The sequence below is a fragment of the Stenotrophomonas maltophilia group sp. LNF247 genome, from assembly GCF_054083135.1.
Window position 1 is genome coordinate 278,913 of sequence record NZ_JBSRQL010000004.1, and the last position, 16,800, is coordinate 295,712.

A 16,800-nucleotide genomic window follows, 5' to 3' on the forward strand; every position below is an offset into this window, starting at 1 on the left:
TGTTCAACGCTGCGCGGCCTTCAACGCCTCGATGATCTGCGCTCCGGAGAAGCCACAATGGCCTTCGCCAACGGGCGGCAGCACCTGTGGCAGCGGACGGGCGCCGGCCCGTGCGGCCGTCTGCGGATACACTGTCTGCATGCGCGGCACGATCGTCGGGTCGTTGTTGTTGAACTGGATCACCAGCGGTCGCCTCAACGCACCGCTCAATGCCAGCTCCCTGCGGACAGCGGCCTGCGCGGCAGGCACGGCATCGACACGTTGCACGCCGGCATTGAACGCCATGTCGTCACCGAAGCCGCTGTAAGCCACGCCTCTGTTGCCCACCGGCATGCCGCCGCTGCGCGTGGCCAGTTCGTGCAGGACCAGTGCATGCAGGCTGATCGTGCCGGCCAGTGCATCAGCGGACACCTGCAGCCGCTGTGCCAGCAACGCGGCATGCGAGGGGCTGCGTTGCAGCGCATTGGAGATGCCTTGGTACAGTTCGCCCTGTGGCAGCGCAGCCGCTTCGGGTGAGAGCAGTCCCGCACCCGGCAGGCCTTCGGCCTTGGCAAAGAAGTAATCGAAAGCGACCAGCGTGGTCAGCAGATCACTCGCGATCTGTTCGCCACTGAGATTGGCGCCGCATAGCGACACACCACCGGCGTAGTGTTGCGGGAACCGCTCGAGGCTGGCGAGGGTCACGGCGCCGCCCATCGAAAATCCCAGCATCCAGATATGGCGCACATGCTTGAGTTCAGCCACTGCATGCCGGCGCAGGCGTTCCATGTCGGTGATCGCATCGGCCACCGCCCAGCCCTGGCTGGCATAGGCGCTCTGCGCGACGGCGTAGCCTGCAGCCAGCAGTGGCGCGGTGCCGTCATTGGCAGGCATTGGCGTAGCACGTGGCATGCCTACCGGCTCGTAGCCGTGCGCCAGCATCACCAGGTCACCGTTCCAGTCAGCCGGCACGTCCAGGCGCCACGGGGCCCTCTGCAACTGGCCACTGAACGTGCGCGGTGATGCAGCGGGTGCGGCCATCACCTGTGTCGCGGGGAATAGCAGGGCGAGGGTGAGGGCACATCGTAGCAAGTGACACATCACGGGCATTCCATCCGGGAATGGCGTCAGCTTAGACCCCGCCAGCAGCCTGCGCGCGCTGCACTGCCGCAGGAAGGGCGGGGGGCGCTCCCCGAGTCGATCACGTCCGCTACGGGAGGATTCCGATACGATGTGTCGACTTGATCTCTTTCTACTTTACCCAGGGTCCCGTCATGGTCGACCGTCTCGCCATTCTGCTTGAACGCTTTGCGGTCACTGCCTCGGTGTTCCATGCCGGTGCGCTGTGCGGTATCAACATGCTGGAGGGGGAGAATGAGGCCGGGCAGCTGCACCTGGTGCGGCGCGGCCCGTTGCAGGTCAGCCACGGCCGGCAGACCGTGCAGGTCGAGGTCCCCAGCCTGCTGCTGTACCCGCGACCGATGCCGCATCGCTTCAGCACTGATCCGCAGCACGGCGCCGACATGGCCTGCGCCAACCTGCATTTCGAGGGCGGTCGGCTCAACCCGATCAGCGCCGCGTTGCCCGATTTCATCTGCATGCCGCTGGCGGATCTCCATGGCGGCAACGCAGCGCTGGAACTGCTGTTCGAGGAGGCCTTCGAGCAGCGCTGCGGGCGTGCGGTGATGGTCAACCGGTTGTTCGAGGTAGTGATGATCCAGGTGCTGCGCCAGCTGATGGAAGGGGGCGGGATGCGTGGTGGCCTGTTTGCCGGGCTGGGTCATCCACGGCTGCGGCTGGCACTGGTAGCAATGCATGAGGCGCCCGCACAGTCCTGGACCCTGGAAGACCTGGCCGAGGTTGCCGGCATGTCACGCAGCGTGTTTGCTGCCAGTTTCCGCGAGGCGATGGGCACCACGCCCGGGCAGTACCTGCAGGGTTGGCGGGTGGGCCTGGCGCAGCAGGCACTGCGTCAGGGGCGCCCGCTGAAACGGATTGCCGACGACGTGGGTTATGGCAGCGAAGCCGCGCTGTCGCGCGCGTTCAAGGCGCATACCGGGCTGTCGCCGCGGGAATGGCGCGGGCAGACCCGGGCCAGCGCGGCCTGAGCGCTCAGCCCAGCAGCAGCCGGGCCAGCTTCATGCCGCCGAACAGGCCAGCCAGGCCCAGTGCCACCGAGCCGCCGGCATACAGGGCCGCCAGCCCATGTTGGCCGCGCTGCAGCAGCAGGCCGATCTCCAGTGCATAGGTGGAAAACGTGGTGTAGCCGCCGAGGATGCCGGTGGCCAGCAACAATCGCAGCTGTGGCGAGGCGCCATTGCGCATCGCGAAGACCTCGACCACGACGCCCATCAGGAGCGCGCCGCTGATGTTGATCAGGAAGGTCGACCAGGGCCAGGGACTGCCGGCCACTACCCGCGCGCCGAGCAGATTGCAGGCGTGGCGCAGGCAGGCACCGATGCCGCCTCCGATGAAGACCAGGAAATAGCCGTTCAGTGCGTGCATGGGGTGTCTCGAATACGGGTTCGCAGGGTCAATGGCGAACGCCGAGGGCAGGCACGACCCGCCGTCGACGAACACCGGGTTCGTCATGGCAGGAGCCATCAGCCTTCTCAGGCGGTTATCGGGGGAGCCCCATCCCCATCGAGGCCCATGCTACCAGCGGCGGTGCATTTACGTCATCGAGGTCGTCAGAACCCGGGCAACCTTGCTGCGGCTGAAGCCGTCCATCAGTAGTTCAAACGCGAGCAGATCCAAGGCCGCGTGGCGCCGGTGGTCGATCTCCAGACCGTTCTCGGCCACCAGATGGCTGACCAGCTCGTAGGCGTCCTGCCAGACATCCAGGTGGGCCTGGCTGGGGATGTAGGCATTGCCAGGCTCTCCGACGCCAAGCCCGCTGACCCCGTACAGCAGTTCGCGTGCGTCCAGCTTGGCCGCATCGGCGATGCGGAACAGCTGTTCGGCCTTTACGTGCGAGGCGCTCACGTGGTCGTTGAGCCAGTTGCTGATGGTTGCTGTCGTTGATTTGGCGGCGCGTGCCAGATCGGCCGGGCGTGGGTGCCCGGCTTTCTTCATGGCTGCCGCGAGTCGTTGGCCAAGAGTATTCATCTATGCAAGCCAGCTTAACGCGTGGATTGCGAAGAAGCCTTGCCGCAAGAATCAGTCTGGTTAACAGAAGGACCGACCGTGACCGAATTCTGGAGCAAGCGGCAGGTACGAACCCGGCTGGGATTCCGCACCGACGCGGAACTGGCGCGCTTCTTTGGCATCAGCCGTTCCGCAGTGTCGCAATGGCCGAGGGACTTTCCCATTCCTCCATTGCGGCAGTACATCCTCCATCAGCGCTACCCGAACCTTTTTCCGACAACTGAAGCGCGGGCAGACGAATCCATCTGATTTGCGCCGCCTTTTGTCGCATCCAGCCTGCTTAGCCCGATGCGCTAAGTACACTTAGCAAAATAGGCAAGTTCAATCGATCCCAAGCTGATAATCAGTGCCGCCTACTGCGGACGTCGTGCTGTGCTTCCTGACGCCTGTCGGCTTCGCCCCATCCGGCACCCCCAGGGCCCCGTATGTAGTTTCGTGAACGATTAATAATTTCAATCACGAAAGTCGCTGCATGTAATTGACCTGTCGTGAAATCTGTGACTAATTGGAGTCAACCAGTCGTGAAGCCTGGGAGTCTTTCAGTAGCACGCAAGTGAGTCGGTAGACCGTCAACGATGCAGAACAAGTCCAACGGAGGTCGTATGGAATACGGCATGAATGGCTTGGCTGAACGGGTACGCCGCGAACTGGAAGCCAGTTATCACAAACACGGATGCGGTCCGGCGTTCTGGGATACCTACCAGCAGGTGCTGGATCGCCTGGTCCCACAGGGGACCGAGCGTACCGAAGTCACCAACGAGATGGCGCTGATCATCGAACAGTTGGGCATCGTCCGGCGCGCCCAGCTTGTGCCGCCGCACGCCAACGCGTCGCGTTGATTCACAGCAGGCGCCAGGCGCCGCAGGCAAGCAGCGCGAGCAACAAGGACAGCAGGGCCAACGTCCGGGGTCGCCACAGGCGCTTCGGTTGTCCGGCCATCGCCTGCGGACTGCAGTAGCGCACCAGCCCAGGACCGAAACCGGCCCGGAGCTGTTGTTGTGCGCAGGCCTCCAGGCAGGCGCCACAGGCCAGGCAATCGGCCTGCGGTCCCTGGCGGATGTCCAGTTGCATCGGGCAGGCACGGACGCAGGCTGCGCAATCGGTGCAGTCACCCAGGCGGTCGGCGCTGAAGGTCGGCATCGGTCCTGCCAGCAGCGGATGCGCAGCGCGGAATACGTAGTCCTGCGCAGTGGTCGGGTCGAGCAGGCCGCGGCCACGGCCCAGCACCCCGCCGAGACCGGACGGGCGTGGCCCGCGCGGCTCACCGCGGCGGGCGTCGTACAGCATGCGCGGCGTATGCGGATCGGTCAGCAGCGGCTGCATGCGTGCGAACGGGCACAGCGAACGGCACACCTGCTCACGCAGGAAACCGGCGTTTCCCCAGGTGGCGGCGGCGTAGAACAGCACCCAGAACGTTTCCCAGCCGCTCCAGCCAGCGTTTGGCGCGGCGGCCAGCAATCCGCTGATCGGGCTGAACAGGCCGACGAAGGTGATGCCGGTCCACACTGACAGCAGGCCCCAGGCCAGCTGGGTGGCTGGGCCCGCCGCAGGTGCGGGCAGTACCCGCGCCGCGCTGCGGGCGATCCAGTCGAAGGCACGGCGCCACAGCGTCTGCGGGCAGGCGTGGCCGCACCAGATGCGCCCGGCGAGGTGGGTCAGCAGCGCGAGGCTTACTACCAGTACCGCCAGCAGGCCGATCAGCGCGCCGACGTCGCCGGGCCACAAGGTCCAGCCAAACAGGTCGAATCGCCGCGCGCTGATGTCCAGCAGCAGCGCCTGGCGTCCTTCCCAGCGCAGCCACGGCAGTGCGTAGAACACCACCAGCAGGGCAGCGCTGAGCGTGCCGCGCCAATGCCAGGGACGGGGTACCCGGGTGCAGGACGTGCTCATCCCAGCGGCAGCTCCTCGTCGTCATCGCCCGGCAGGGGCCGCTGCAGGTACCAGGTGACCGCGCTGGACAGTGCAGTGACCGACCAGAACATGAAGAATCCTGCCGTATAGCCCAGTTCGCGGCTGATGGCCGTGCCCGGGAAACTGATGGCCTGCAGGCGCAATGGATCGACGAAGGCGAAGAACACCACGCTGGCAACGCCGGCGGCGATGAAGCTGGGCCAGAGGATCGCGCCCCAGTGCTGGATCAGCCGCTGGCGGCGGTTGGGAAAAGGTCTGTTCATGCTGTCCCCGATCGAAAAGTGGGCGGCGCGTATACTTCGCCAGGATCGGCGCCGTATCCGCAGGGCATGCTTCCTGCAAGCGTGCCAGCCTAGGCGCAGCGGATTGCGCCGACATTGATCTGGATCAACGGCGCTGCCGCCTGGGTGCGGCAGCCTGCCTGCAAGCTTTGGATGCCCCGATGAACGCAACACAGCCGCCTGTCCTCCCCGTCGCCTCGCCCGGGTTGTGCACCGAGCAGGAAGTGACCCGACTGGTCCACGATTTCTATGCCCGCGTGCGAGCGGAAGAGCGGCTGGGACCGGTGTTCGAGGCGCACGTGCACGACTGGCCCGGGCACCTGGCGCAGCTGGTCGATTTCTGGTCGGCGATGCTGCGTGGCACTCGCCGCTTCAAGGGCTCGCCGATGTCCAAGCACATGGCCATCGAGCTGGACAAGGACCTGTTCGACCGCTGGCTGGTGCTGTTCCGGGCCACCACTGCCGAGTGCGGTAACCCGCCGATGCAGGAACTGGCCAACGACGTGGCAGCGCGGATCGGTGACACCTTCTGGAAGCGCTACCAGATGCTGCGCTGGCCGCAGGTCGGCCTGCCGGTACTGGGGATCGCCGGCAAGCATTGATCTGGGTCAAGGCGGCATAGGCCGCCTGGCGCGATGCTGGCGGCATGGACACGTTCTCTCCCGCCGCCGGTGGCCTGGCCTGGACCTTCGACCCCGACCTTCTGCGCCGGCACGACCGGCCGGGCCCGCGCTACACCTCGTATCCGACCGCGCCGCATTTCCATGATGGCTTCGACGCGCCGGCGCTGCGCCAAGCGATCGCCGACAGCAACCAGCTGGCCCGCGCGCTGTCGCTGTACGTGCATGTGCCGTTCTGTTCCAGCCCCTGCTTCTACTGTGGCTGCAACCGGGTGATCACCCGCGACCGCGGACGTGGTCACAGCTATGTGTCGCGCGTGCTGGCCGAGGCCGACCTGCTGGCGCCGCAGTTCGAGGACGGCCGTGAGGTCATCCAGCTGCATCTGGGCGGTGGCACGCCGAATTTCCTCGAGGCCGAGGCGATGACCACGCTGGTGGAAGGGCTGCGCCGGCGCTTCGATTTCAGCGATTCACCGCAGCGCGATTTCTCGATCGAACTCGATCCACGCTTCATCGACACCCGCGACGTCGCCATGCTGGCGCGCCTGGGATTCAACCGGGCCAGCCTGGGCGTGCAGGATTTCGACCCGCAGGTGCAGGAATCGATCAACCGCATCCAGGGCGTGCAGCAGACACTGGACATCCTGAGCGCCTGCCGCGACAGCGGCATGCGTTCGGTCAACGTCGACCTGATCTACGGCTTGCCGGGGCAGAGCCTGGAGGGGTTCGGCCGCACCCTCGATAGGGTGCTGGCGCTGCGTCCGGACCGCCTGGCGGTGTACGGATACGCGCATCTGCCGCATCTGTTCCGTGCGCAGAAGCAGATCGACGAAAGCCGCTTGCCTTCGCCGGAGGACAAACTGGCGCTGCTGGGTCTGGCGGTGGAGACGCTCTCTGCGGCCGGCTACCAGTACATCGGCATGGATCACTTCGCATTGCCGGAAGAAGATCTGTCGCGCGCACAACGCGCCGGGCAGCTGCATCGCAATTTCATGGGCTATACCACCCACGCCGATACCGATCTGCTCGGCCTGGGCGTGAGTGCGATCAGCCACATCGGTGCCACCTACAGCCAGAATCCGCGCGACCTGCCGTCATGGGAGGATGCCGTGGACCAGGGGCAGCTGCCGGTGTGGCGCGGCGTGGCGCTGAGCGCTGACGACCAGCTGCGTGCGGAACTGATCCAGCAGTTGATGTGCCAGGGCGAGGTCGATGGCGTGCAGCTGGGTCAGCGCCACGGCGTGGATTTCGAACAGTACTTTGCCGAGGACCTGCATTCGGTACAGCGGCTGCAGGAAGACGGCCTGGCCGAATACCGCGATGGTGTGGTGCGTTCCAGCGAACCGGGGCGACCGCTGCTGCGGTTGCTGGCGATGTGCTTCGATCCGTACCTGCGTGCCACTCACGAGCAACCGCGTTACTCGCGGGCGATCTGAGTGTGGGTTGCGCGGCGTGCGTATGGTGCCCGGAGCCGGAATCGAACCGGCATGGGGTTGCCCCCGGCGGATTTTAAGTCCGATGCGTCTACCAGTTTCGCCATCCGGGCCAGCAGCGCGGCGCCGATTGTAGCCCACCTGCGGTGCCTCGGCCTGTTTGCATCACGGCGGTCGCGTGCTTAACTGCCGATCGTATTCATGTCATAGTCCCTGCCATCGTTCCCAGGGGGGGGAGCCATCTGATGTCGCTGCACGCGATTGCCTATGCCAGCGAGGCCCGCGCCGATCTGCAGACAACCGATCTTGACCGCCTGCTGGCCGATGCCACGGCATTCAATCGTGTAGCTGGAGTCACCGGCGTCCTGATGTTCGATGGCAGCCGTTTCCTGCAGTATCTCGAAGGCCCGCAGGACGGCATCGATTCGGTGTTCCAGCGCATCCTCAACGCGCGCAGCCATGGGCAGCTGCACGTACTGTGCCGCGCTCCGGTGGTGCAGCGGGCATTTCCGCGCTGGTCGATGGGTACGCGGCGCATCGAGCCAGAACCACTGGCGCAGATCGTCGACGCCGCTTGGCCCGGCTTCCTGCTTGGCAGCGGTGGATTTGAACGCCTGCTGCAGGCCTGGACCGGTGCCGACGGTGAGCTGGAACCGGCGGCGGTGGCGTTGGGGTCCTGAGCCCGCCTTGGCGGCAGGGCGCCGGGGCCGGTAGGCTGTAGCCTTTCTGGCGCAGGTTTTCCGGAGTGGTGCAGCAGATGAGTGTGTTGGCCGAAGCCATGGCAGCGTATGTGCGATTGCATCGATTGCATGGGATGTGCCGATGAGTGTGCCGGTTGCGGCGGCCAGTGACCCTCGGTTTGCGGTGGTCGGCCTGGGCTATGTCGGCCTGCCGTTGGCGGTGGCGTTTGGCCGGCACTGGCCGACGTTGGGCTTCGATATTGACGCCGGTCGCATCGCCGAGCTGCGCAGCGGCCAGGACCACACACTGGAAATGGAAGCCGACGAGCTGGCCAGTGCGCACCTGTTGCAGTACGGCAGCGATCCGGCACTGCTTGATGCCTGCAATGTCTACATCGTCACCGTGCCGACCCCGATCGATGCCTACGAACAGCCCGATCTGGAGCCGTTGCGTTCGGCCACGCGCCTGATTGCCAGCCATCTCCGCGCCGGAGATCTGGTGATCTACGAGTCCACGGTCTACCCTGGAACCACCGAGGAAGTGTGCGTGCCGCTGCTGGAACAAGGGTCCGGCCTGCGCTTCAACGAAGACTTCTACTGCGGCTACAGCCCCGAACGGGTCAGCCCCGGTGACCGCCAGCGGCGCCTTGCCGACATCCGCAAGATCACCTCCGGATCGACCCCGGAGGTCGCTGCGGTGATTGATGGCCTGTACCAGCGCATCATTGCCGCCGGTACGTTCCCGGCCCCTTCGATGCGCGTGGCTGAAGCGGCCAAGGTGGTCGAGAACATCCAGCGTGACGTCAACATCGCGCTGGTCAACGAGCTGGCCCTGATCTTCGACCGGCTCGGCATCGACACCCAGGACGTGCTGGATGCCGCCGGCAGCAAGTGGAACTTCCTGCCGTTCCGCCCGGGCCTGGTCGGTGGTCACTGCATCGGCGTCGATCCGTACTACCTGCTGCACAAGTCCGAGAGCGTGGGTTACCACCCGGACCTGATCCACACCGCGCGACAGGTCAATAACCGCGTCGGCGAGCACGTAGCGGCTCGGGTGCTGGCGATGCTGGCCGAGCGTGGCCGTGCGCCGGCGGATGCACGCATCCTGGTCCTGGGCGTGACCTTCAAGGAGGATTGCCCGGACCTGCGCAACAGTCGCGCGTTGGAACTGGCACAGCGCTTGCGCGATGCCGGTGCGAGGGTCGAGGTAAGCGACCCGTGGGTCGGCCCGGCGGCATTGACCGGCGAGGGCCTGGACTGGCTGGCCGAGCCCGGGGCAGGGCGCTATGACGCGGTGGTGCTGGCGGTGGCCCACGCCCGGTTCAAGGCGATGGATGAATCCGCAATCCGGGCGCTGCTGGCGCCCGGTGGCCTGGTCTACGACGTGAAATCGGCCTGGCCGCGCAACGTGGTTGACGATCGTTTGTAAGCCCCGGCTGCGAACGGCGCGGTAGACTCGGGGGCAGTTGCAACCGAGGAACGCCATGCACCGGTATATCGTCTACCTGCTCGCCATCCTGATGTTCCCGATATGCCTGTGGCTGGCCACGATCTGGCCAGCGTGGTACTGGGGCGTCGGCCTGACTGCCGCGATGGTGGCGCTGGGGACCTGGGACCTGCTGCAGAAACGCAGCACGTTGCGCCGCAATTATCCGGTGATGGCGCACTTCCGTTACGGGCTGGAGTCGATCGGTCCGGAGATCCGCCAGTACTTCGTGCAGAGCGACCTGGAAGACGTGCCGTTCTCGCGCCAGCAGCGCGCGCTGATCTACCAGCGCGCAAAGAACGAGATGGACACGGTGCCGTTCGGCACCCTGCGCAGCACTTATGCGGTGGACTACGAGTGGATCAACCATTCGCTGGCACCGACGACGATTGCCAAGCATGACTTCCGCGTCCTGATCGGCCCGAACTGCGCCAAGCCTTATTCGGCCAGCGTGTTCAACATCTCGGCGATGAGCTTTGGCTCGCTGTCAGCCAATGCGATCCGCGCACTGAACGAAGGCGCGCGCCGCGGTGGCTTCTACCACGACACCGGCGAAGGATCGATTTCGCCCTACCACCGCGAAATGGGCGGCGACCTGGTGTGGGAGATCGGCTCGGGGTACTTCGGTTGCCGTGACGAGAAAGGTGGTTTCAGCGAGGAGCGCTTCGTTGCCAACGCTACCCACGATCAGGTCAAGATGATCGAGATCAAGCTGTCGCAGGGGGCCAAGCCGGGCCACGGCGGTGTGCTGCCGGCACCAAAAGTGACCGCCGAGATCTCGGTGACCCGTGGCGTGCCGATGGGCGTTGACTGCGTGTCGCCGTCGCGCCATTCGGCGTTCTCCACGCCGGTTGAACTGTTGCAGTTCGTGGCCCGCCTGCGCGAACTGTCCGGTGGCAAGCCGGTCGGTTTCAAGTTGGCCATCGGCCACCCGTGGGAATGGTTCGGCATCGCCAAGGCGATGCAGGAAACCGGCCTGTTGCCGGACTTCATCGTGGTGGATGGTGCCGAAGGCGGCACCGGCGCGGCACCGGCCGAGTTCGTCGATCATGTCGGCGTGCCGATGCATGAGGCACTGCTGCTGGTGCACAACACCCTGGTCGGCCTCGACCTGCGTGAGCGCATCCGCATCGGCGCGGCCGGCAAGATCACCAGTGCGTTCGACATCGCACGGACCATCGCGTTGGGGGCCGACTGGTGCAATGCCGGCCGAGGCTTCATGTTCGCGCTGGGCTGCATCCAGTCGCTGAGCTGCCATACCGACAAGTGTCCGACCGGGATCGCTACCCAGGATCCCGCGCGCTGGAAGCATCTGGATGCACCGGACAAGGCTGCTCGTGTCTACAGCTACCACGAGCACACGCTGCATGCCTTGAAGGAACTGCTGTGTGCCGCTGGCCTGAACGACCCGGCTGAACTTGGGCCGGAGCACATCCTGCGTCGTGTTTCGCCGGTGGAGATCCGTTCGCTGGCCTCGCTGTACCGTTACCTGGAACCGGGCGAGCTGTTGCACAAGGTGCCCGACCATGCGGTGTTCCATGCGTTCTGGGCCGATGCACGCAGCGATTCCTTCCAGCCGCCGCCGAAGATCCAGGCACTGCGCGCCAGCAAGTCGCGATAACGTGATGTTGTAGAGCCGAGCCCATGCTCGGCTGATCTTCGTTCCAACATCGCGATGCGTGATCGAGAAGCAGCCGAGCATAGGCTCGGCTCTACAAGGAGATGTAATGCAGTTCAGGACCGGCACCATGGATGACGTGGCCATGTTGTGGGCGCTGCGCACGCGTTGCGTGCGCGAGACCTGCAGCAGCCATTACCCGCCCGAAGTCATTGCGCCCTGGTCTGCCTCGCCGCCACCGTCGCAGTATGCGCGGCTGTTGTCGCAGGGAGGCTGCGTAGTGGCCGAGGACGGGCAGGGTGGCCTGCTCGGCTTCGGCGTCTTTGATGCCGATGCCAATGAAGTCGATGCGTTGTTCGTCAATCCAGATCATGGCGGCCAGGGCATTGGCCAGGCGTTGATGCAGCGCCTGCTGGCGATGGCCGATCGTGAACGTGAGGTGGTGCTGTCGGCCTCGCTCAACGCCGTGCCGTTCTATCAACGCCAGGGGTTCGTCAGCGTGCGCGAAGAGGCCTACCCGCATCCCAGCGGCGTGGCGCTGGCTTCAGTGAGCATGCGCCGGCCGTGGTGAGTGCTCGTTTTCTGCGTTCTGTAGAGCCGAGCCCACGCTCGGCTGCTTTTGACTCAAGCCGCGCATGGGCTCGGCTCTACAGGTAACGCCGTCGAGCATGGCTTGACGCTACAAGGCAGGCGTCACCGCCCGGCCAGGCACCTGATTACGCCTTCCGCAGCACGCAGGCCACTGGCGTAGCACGCGGTCAACAGGTAGCCACCTGTCGGCGCTTCCCAGTCCAGCATCTCGCCGGCGCAGAACACGCCGGGCACTGCCCGCAGCATCAGGCCATCATCCAGCGCATCCAGGCGCACGCCGCCGGCGGTGCTGATCACCTCGGCCATCGGCCGGGGACGCAGCAGGCGCAGCGGCAGGCGCTTGAGCGTAGCCGCCACGGCAGGCAGGTCGCTGCCCGCTTCTTTACCCAGAATCTCGAACACCAGTGCGGCTTTCACTGCATCCAGTCCGGCTTGGCGGCGCAGGTGCTCGCCGAAGCTGCGGCCCTTGCGTGGGCGTGACAGATCGGCAAGCAGGCGCGCCTCGTCGCGGCCCGGTACCAGATCCAGCCACAGCATCGCGTGGCCCTCGCGGTTGATGGTCTCGCGCAGGTCCGCCGCCATCGCATAGATCAGGCTGCCTTCGATGCCGTACTCGCTGGCCACGCATTCGCCCTGCAGCGACCGTGGCTGTCCGGCCAGGTCGATCCAGTGCGCGACCACCGGCTTCAACGGCGCGCCGGCATTGCGTTGGGCGAAGAATGGGGTCCAACCCACGTCGAAACCGCAGTTGGCCGACTGCAGTGGTGCGATGTCCACGCCACGGGCCTGCAGTGGCGCGACCCAGGCGCCGTCACTGCCCAGCTGCGGCCAGCTGCCGCCGCCCATGGCCAGCAGGGTGGCATCGGCATGTACTTCAACGGCGCCATCTTCGGTTTCAAATCGCAGCGCGCCATCCTCACCCCAGCCGATCCAGCGGTGGTTGGCATGCAGGCGCACACCCTGTTCCTTCAGCCGGCGCACCCAGCCACGCAGCAGCGGCGCAGCCTTCCGGTCGACCGGGAACACGCGGCCGGAGCTGCCCACATAGGTCTCCACGCCCAGGCCGGCGGCCCAGTCGCGCAGCGCCTGCGCATCGAAGTCGTCCAGCCAGCGGCCCACGGCCGTGGACTGCTCGCGGTAGCGGCTGTCGAACAGCGGACGCGGATCGGAATGGGTGAGGTTGAGCCCGCCCTTGCCGGCGATCAGGAATTTGCGGCCGGGCGACCCCTTGGCCTCGTACAGGTCGACGTCCAGCCCGGCGGCGCGCAGGCGCTCGGCGGCGAACAGGCCGGCCGGGCCACCGCCGATGACGGCGACGCGGTGGGGCATGGCGGCATCACGGTTTGACATCGAGCAGCTCGACGTCGAACACCAGCGACGATCCGGCCGGAATCGGGCCGACCTTGCGGTCGCCGTAACCGTAGTCCGGCGGGATCATCAGCGTGCGTTTGCCGCCAACTTTCATGCCGGCCACGCCCTCATCCCAGCCGCGGATGACCTGGCCGGCGCCAAGCGCGAAGGTGAACGGTTGGCCGTGCTTGAAGGAGCTGTCGAAGGTCCTGCCGTGCTTGGTCTCGGTACGGTTGTCGTAGATCCAACCGGTGTAGTGCACGGTGACCTTGCTGCCGGGAACGGCTTCAGCACCGGTACCTGGCACGGTATCGATCCGCTCGAAGGCGGTCAGGGTGCCGCCGGGCGGCGGGCCGGACGGTTCGGTCGAGCAGCCAGCGGCGGCGAGGGACAGCAGCAGGGGAAGCAGCAGGCGGCGCATCGGGCGTCTCCGGTAGGGCGCAGGTCGAGGGCGGCAAGGGTAGCGCATCGGCGCCGGGTATCATGGGGACATGGCAAAACTCCTGCTCAATCTGCGCAATGTCGGTGAGGACGAATACGCCGATGTCTGCACGCTGCTCGACCAGCACGGCATCGCCTGGTACCGCACCGAACCCAGCCCCTGGGGCATTTCCAACGGAGGCCTGTGGCTGCGCGAGGACGCCGATCATCCACGTGCGAAGGCGCTGATGGCGGAGTACCAGGCCGAACGCGGGCCGCGCATCCGTGCCGAGCGTGAGCAGGCATTGCGTGATGGCACGGCGGAGACCTTCGGCAGCCTGTTCCGGCGGCGGCCGCTGTTCGTAATGCTGGTGCTGCTGGGGATGGCCGCTGCCGCTGCGCTGGTGCTGCTGCCGTTCGTGCTGTTGCGGGGGTAAGGGGTTTCGGCCGGGTTGCACCCGGCACCCGCAGACGCAACGGCGACGTCAAAAGCCGGGCTTCAGTGGGAGGGTGGGGCGGTGTGGGCAGGCGGGGGACGGCAAACGCTGCTCCTGCGTGCCTCGTAGAGCGCCATCCATGGCGCTCTGCGCCCCCGCCTGCCCACCCCGCCCCACCCCTGACCGATTCCGGGTGTCTGCCGGGCTTGGGGTCGGATCCCTCTGCTGCGCAGAGGGCACTGACCCCTGAATCTGTCTGTGCGGGCGGGAGGCGCTAAAATGGCGGGATGATCGCCAATACCGCTGCCTACCATTTCGCCGTCATCGACGCCCCTCAGGCCCTGTGTGACCAGCTGCTGGCGCGTGCCGAGGCGGCACAGCTGCGCGGCACGATCCTGGTGGCGGGCGAGGGGCTGAACCTGTTCCTGGCGGGTGCGCCAGAGGCGGTCGAGGGTTTCTACGCAGCGCTGCGCTCTGACGCGCGCTTTGCCGATATGCGGGTCAAGACCAGCTTCAGCGAGCACCAGCCGTTCGCCCGGCTGAAGGCCAAGGTGAAGGACGAGATCATCAGCTTCCGCCGTGATGACGGCCAGCCGCTGGACTACCCGCGTGCGCCGGCGGTGGATCCGGCCACCGTGCAGCGCTGGCTGCGGCAGGGGCATGACGATGCCGGCAAGCCGGTGGTGATGCTCGACACGCGCAATCTGCAGGAAGTGGAGTACGGCACCTTCAAGGATGCGCTGGTGTTGCCCATCCACAAGTTCACCGACCTGCCGGAGGCGCTGGCGCCGCACCGCGAAGCACTGAAGGACAGCACCGTGGTCAGTTTCTGCACCGGCGGCATCCGCTGCGAGAAGGCGGCGCTGTGGATGGTCAACGACGGCATGGACAACGTGCTGCAGCTGGACGGTGGCATCCTCGGCTACTTCGAGGAAGTGGGCGGCGAAGGCTACGAAGGCCGCTGCTTCGTGTTCGATGAGCGCATTGCGCTGGATGCGGAACTGAAGCCGATGGTCGACCAGCCGTTGCCTGATCCGCGCCCCAGCGCGTTCTAAGCCGGGATGTCGATTCCCCGGTAGAGCCGGCCGCTGGCCGGCTGCCAGGGCACGTTGCCTGCCGGCCAGCGGCCGGCTCTACCGGATCAAGTGCAGCCAGTCGTGGACCCGCGCTGCGGGAATCAGCATCCTGCCACCGGCACTGGCCGCTGCGTCGGGTCGTCCCCATGCATGGGGGATCCTGTGACGGAAAAACGCCTGATGATCCCGTTGTCGATCCTTGACCTGGCCCCGGTCTGCGAGGGCAGTGACACCACCACCGCCTTTGCCAACATGCTGGAACTGGCCCAGCACGCCGATGCGCTGGGCTACCGCCGCTACTGGCTGGCCGAACACCACAACATGCCCGGCATCGCCAGTGCGGCCACCGCCGTGCTGATCGGCCATGTCGCCGGCGGCACCCGGCGCATCCGGGTCGGTGCCGGCGGCATCATGCTGCCCAACCATGCCCCGCTGCAGGTGGCCGAGCAGTTCGGCACGCTGGCCTCGCTGTATCCGGACCGGATCGACCTGGGCCTGGGCCGCGCACCGGGTACTGACCAGCCGACCGCGCGTGCATTGCGCCGCTACTTCGACAGCGCGGACCAGTTCCCACAGGACGTGCGCGAGCTGCTGCACTACTTCGAGCCGGTTCAGCCGGGGCAGGCGGTGCAGGCCGTTCCAGGTGGCGGCCTGCGGGTACCGACCTGGATCCTCGGTTCCAGCCTGTTCGGCGCGCGCATGGCCGCGTCGATGGGCCTGCCGTATGCGTTCGCCTCGCACTTCGCACCCGACGCGATGGACGAAGCCCTTGCTGTCTACCGCCGCGAGTTCCGCCCCTCGGTGGCGCTGAAGCAGCCGCACGCGATGCTGGCCCTGAACGTCGTTGCCAGCGACAGCGAGGCGGAGTCGCGCCGCCTTTTCACCAGCCAGCAGCAGAGTTTCGTCAACCTGCGTCGTGGCCGGCCGGGCAAGATTCCGGCACCGATCGACGACATCGAGTCCTTCTGGGAGCCGCACGAAAAACTGGGGGTGGAGCGGGCGCTGGCCTGCACCGTGCTGGGCGATCCGCAGCAGGTCGGGGAGGGCATCGCCGCGTTTGTCGAACGGCACAAGCCCGACGAGCTGATGCTCACCGCCAACCTGTACGACCACCGCGCGCGCTTGCGCTCGTTCGAACTGACCATGCAGGCCTGGCACGCCCGCCACGCGGGCTGAACAATTGCGTCACGGGCTGTTGCGGCCGTGCCCGGTCTGATGGGGGCTCATTCCGATGGAGTCCCCCACATGGCCGACACCCGTGCCGAACACGTCAACCAGCTGGCCGAACTGATCAAGGATGTGGAGGTGGCCATGTTCACCACCACCGGCGTCGACGGACGGCTCTACAGTCGGCCGCTGGCCACCCAGCAGGTCGCCTTTGACGGCGACCTGTGGTTCGTCATCACCGCCGACAGCCCGAAGGTGGCCGAGATCGCGCTCGACCCGCGGGTCAACGTGGCGTATGCCTCGCCCTCGAACAACACCTATGTCTCGGTGGCCGGGCGTGCCCGCGTCGTCGATGACCGCGCGAAGATCGAGGAGCTGTGGTCGCCGGCGATGAAACTGTTCTTCCCGGGTGGCAAGGACGATCCGAACCTGCGCCTGATCCACGTGCGCGCCGAGAGCGCCGAATACTGGGATGGCCCGGGCACGCTGCTGGGCAAGGCATTGAGCTTCGTGCTGTCGGCGGTGCAGGACGAACCGGCGGCGCTGGCCGACAACGGCTTCATCGATCTTCGGTGATGACCGATGTCCGGTATTGGTAGTGCCG

Annotated in this window: 20 protein-coding genes, 1 tRNA gene and 1 riboswitch; of the genes, 13 read left to right on the forward strand and 8 right to left on the reverse strand. The window is 66.2% G+C overall.

Annotated elements, in window-relative coordinates; genetic code table 11:
* Positions 1–3: 3 nt before the first annotated feature.
* Positions 4–1,080 carry an alpha/beta hydrolase family protein gene (locus ACTXG9_RS06615; RefSeq protein WP_021204392.1) on the reverse strand — a complete coding sequence of 359 codons (1,077 nt, stop codon included), beginning with the start codon at positions 1,078–1,080 and terminating at the stop codon, positions 4–6.
* A 173-nt stretch (positions 1,081–1,253) separates the two neighbouring features.
* Between ACTXG9_RS06615 and ACTXG9_RS06620 the strand changes: the two genes are divergently transcribed.
* Positions 1,254–2,087, forward strand: coding sequence for an AraC family transcriptional regulator (locus ACTXG9_RS06620; protein WP_019658975.1), 834 nt, complete (start codon positions 1,254–1,256; stop codon positions 2,085–2,087).
* A 4-nt stretch (positions 2,088–2,091) separates the two neighbouring features.
* On the opposite strand, the gene crcB is transcribed toward ACTXG9_RS06620, so the two are convergent.
* Both crcB and ACTXG9_RS06630 read right to left on the reverse strand, forming a co-directional pair.
* On the reverse strand, positions 2,092–2,484 hold the full coding sequence (gene crcB, locus ACTXG9_RS06625; protein ID WP_021204393.1) for a fluoride efflux transporter CrcB: 393 nt from the start codon (positions 2,482–2,484) through the stop codon (positions 2,092–2,094).
* An 82-nt stretch (positions 2,485–2,566) separates the two neighbouring features.
* Positions 2,567–2,630, reverse strand: a riboswitch (Fluoride riboswitch).
* A 22-nt stretch (positions 2,631–2,652) separates the two neighbouring features.
* The gene (locus ACTXG9_RS06630) at positions 2,653–3,054 is read right to left on the reverse strand and encodes an XRE family transcriptional regulator (protein ID WP_019658973.1); all 402 of its coding nucleotides are present in this window, start codon (positions 3,052–3,054) and stop codon (positions 2,653–2,655) included.
* Positions 3,055–3,165: 111 nt separating this feature from the next.
* Here ACTXG9_RS06630 and ACTXG9_RS06635 point away from each other — a divergent pair, with 111 nt between their 5' ends.
* Positions 3,166–3,375, forward strand: a complete 210-nt coding sequence (locus ACTXG9_RS06635) for a helix-turn-helix domain-containing protein (protein WP_019658972.1) — start codon at positions 3,166–3,168, stop codon at positions 3,373–3,375.
* 353 nt (positions 3,376–3,728) lie between these two features.
* Entirely contained in the window at positions 3,729–3,965 is a 237-nt protein-coding gene (locus ACTXG9_RS06640; RefSeq protein ID WP_019658971.1) for a hypothetical protein, read from the forward strand.
* Between the two features lies 1 nt (position 3,966).
* Here the strand turns inward: ACTXG9_RS06640 and ACTXG9_RS06645 are convergent, their stop codons facing one another.
* Both ACTXG9_RS06645 and ACTXG9_RS06650 read right to left on the reverse strand, forming a co-directional pair.
* Positions 3,967–5,016 (reverse strand): 4Fe-4S dicluster domain-containing protein, encoded by a 1,050-nt coding sequence (locus ACTXG9_RS06645; RefSeq protein ID WP_021204394.1) that lies wholly within the window; start codon positions 5,014–5,016, stop codon positions 3,967–3,969.
* Entirely contained in the window at positions 5,013–5,300 is a 288-nt protein-coding gene (locus ACTXG9_RS06650; RefSeq protein ID WP_019658969.1) for a hypothetical protein, read from the reverse strand. Before ACTXG9_RS06650 ends, ACTXG9_RS06645 begins: the two co-directional genes overlap by 4 nt.
* A gap of 179 nt (positions 5,301–5,479) precedes the next feature.
* Here ACTXG9_RS06650 and ACTXG9_RS06655 point away from each other — a divergent pair, with 179 nt between their 5' ends.
* On the forward strand, positions 5,480–5,920 hold the full coding sequence (locus tag ACTXG9_RS06655) for a group III truncated hemoglobin (RefSeq protein WP_021204395.1): 441 nt from the start codon (positions 5,480–5,482) through the stop codon (positions 5,918–5,920).
* A 44-nt stretch (positions 5,921–5,964) separates the two neighbouring features.
* A complete protein-coding gene (hemN, locus tag ACTXG9_RS06660) occupies positions 5,965–7,374 on the forward strand; it encodes an oxygen-independent coproporphyrinogen III oxidase (RefSeq protein WP_058980175.1) in 1,410 nt (469 codons plus the stop codon).
* A gap of 23 nt (positions 7,375–7,397) precedes the next feature.
* On the opposite strand, the gene ACTXG9_RS06665 is transcribed toward hemN, so the two are convergent.
* Positions 7,398–7,484, reverse strand: a tRNA-Leu gene (locus ACTXG9_RS06665).
* Between the two features lie 132 nt (positions 7,485–7,616).
* On the opposite strand from ACTXG9_RS06665, the gene ACTXG9_RS06670 reads away from it, so the two are divergent.
* The 4 genes from ACTXG9_RS06670 (at position 7,617) to ACTXG9_RS06685 (ending at position 11,726) form a co-directional block, all read left to right on the forward strand.
* Positions 7,617–8,051, forward strand: coding sequence for a BLUF domain-containing protein (locus ACTXG9_RS06670; protein WP_019658901.1), 435 nt, complete (start codon positions 7,617–7,619; stop codon positions 8,049–8,051).
* Between the two features lie 142 nt (positions 8,052–8,193).
* Complete coding sequence (locus ACTXG9_RS06675; protein ID WP_111097917.1) at positions 8,194–9,480, forward strand: nucleotide sugar dehydrogenase; 1,287 nt, start codon at positions 8,194–8,196, stop codon at positions 9,478–9,480.
* Positions 9,481–9,535: 55 nt separating this feature from the next.
* The gene (locus ACTXG9_RS06680; RefSeq protein ID WP_021204397.1) at positions 9,536–11,158 is read left to right on the forward strand and encodes an FMN-binding glutamate synthase family protein; all 1,623 of its coding nucleotides are present in this window, start codon (positions 9,536–9,538) and stop codon (positions 11,156–11,158) included.
* A gap of 106 nt (positions 11,159–11,264) precedes the next feature.
* Positions 11,265–11,726 carry a GNAT family N-acetyltransferase gene (locus ACTXG9_RS06685; RefSeq protein ID WP_111102018.1) on the forward strand — a complete coding sequence of 154 codons (462 nt, stop codon included), beginning with the start codon at positions 11,265–11,267 and terminating at the stop codon, positions 11,724–11,726.
* 122 nt (positions 11,727–11,848) lie between these two features.
* Here ACTXG9_RS06685 and ACTXG9_RS06690 read toward each other — a convergent pair whose 3' ends face one another.
* Both ACTXG9_RS06690 and ACTXG9_RS06695 read right to left on the reverse strand, forming a co-directional pair.
* A complete protein-coding gene (locus ACTXG9_RS06690) occupies positions 11,849–13,096 on the reverse strand; it encodes a TIGR03862 family flavoprotein (protein WP_021204399.1) in 1,248 nt (415 codons plus the stop codon).
* Positions 13,083–13,517: an FKBP-type peptidyl-prolyl cis-trans isomerase gene (locus ACTXG9_RS06695; RefSeq protein WP_021204400.1), complete on the reverse strand. Its 435-nt coding sequence runs from the start codon at positions 13,515–13,517 to the stop codon at positions 13,083–13,085. The genes ACTXG9_RS06690 and ACTXG9_RS06695 overlap by 14 nt, the downstream gene beginning before the upstream one ends.
* 70 nt (positions 13,518–13,587) lie before the next feature.
* Here ACTXG9_RS06695 and ACTXG9_RS06700 point away from each other — a divergent pair, with 70 nt between their 5' ends.
* From ACTXG9_RS06700 to ACTXG9_RS06715, 4 genes are all read left to right on the forward strand, one after another.
* Positions 13,588–13,953: a DUF6164 family protein gene (locus ACTXG9_RS06700; protein WP_111102017.1), complete on the forward strand. Its 366-nt coding sequence runs from the start codon at positions 13,588–13,590 to the stop codon at positions 13,951–13,953.
* A gap of 287 nt (positions 13,954–14,240) precedes the next feature.
* Positions 14,241–15,008 carry a sulfurtransferase gene (locus tag ACTXG9_RS06705; protein ID WP_019658894.1) on the forward strand — a complete coding sequence of 256 codons (768 nt, stop codon included), beginning with the start codon at positions 14,241–14,243 and terminating at the stop codon, positions 15,006–15,008.
* Between the two features lie 201 nt (positions 15,009–15,209).
* Positions 15,210–16,205 carry an LLM class flavin-dependent oxidoreductase gene (locus tag ACTXG9_RS06710; protein ID WP_457654779.1) on the forward strand — a complete coding sequence of 332 codons (996 nt, stop codon included), beginning with the start codon at positions 15,210–15,212 and terminating at the stop codon, positions 16,203–16,205.
* Positions 16,206–16,274: 69 nt separating this feature from the next.
* On the forward strand, positions 16,275–16,772 hold the full coding sequence (locus ACTXG9_RS06715) for a pyridoxamine 5'-phosphate oxidase family protein (RefSeq protein WP_111103060.1): 498 nt from the start codon (positions 16,275–16,277) through the stop codon (positions 16,770–16,772).
* Positions 16,773–16,800: the final 28 nt, after the last annotated feature.